Origin of the sequence: Tessaracoccus sp. OH4464_COT-324 (assembly GCF_003932855.1) — a bacterium.
Taxonomy (GTDB): Bacteria; Actinomycetota; Actinomycetes; order Propionibacteriales; family Propionibacteriaceae; genus Arachnia.
On record NZ_RQYZ01000161.1, the window covers coordinates 1 to 336 of the forward strand.

Consider the following 336-nt stretch of genomic DNA (forward strand, 5'->3'; position numbering starts at 1 on the left):
GCTAAGCGTAAAGTACTTGCACAAAAAGAATATAAACAAGGTGAGATTTTAACCTTTAATGAAGGAGCTCCTTATTCTTTAATTATTGGTGCACCAAGCAACGTTAAAATTACTTATAAAGGCGAACATTATCCGTTAAAAGTTGACGGGCGTGTAGCTAAATTCAAATTACAATAAATTATTATGTCATCATTTAAACCAACTATTAATCGTCGTCAATCGACGAAAATCTATGTGGGAAATGTACCTGTGGGTGGCGATGCACCTATTGCGGTACAATCTATGACCAACACCAGAACCACAGATGTTGAAGCAACAGTTGCTCAAATTAAAGCA

At 36.0% G+C, this 336-nt stretch carries 2 protein-coding genes; both read left to right on the top strand.

Annotated features, from left to right (window positions below):
• On the top strand, positions 1-177 hold a 177-nt coding region (locus EII42_RS13925), incomplete at its 5' end, for a DUF4115 domain-containing protein (RefSeq protein WP_125172437.1).
• 6 nt (positions 178-183) lie between these two features.
• Positions 184-336: flavodoxin-dependent (E)-4-hydroxy-3-methylbut-2-enyl-diphosphate synthase (locus tag EII42_RS12585; protein ID WP_158676542.1), on the top strand; the 153-nt coding region annotated here is incomplete at its 3' end.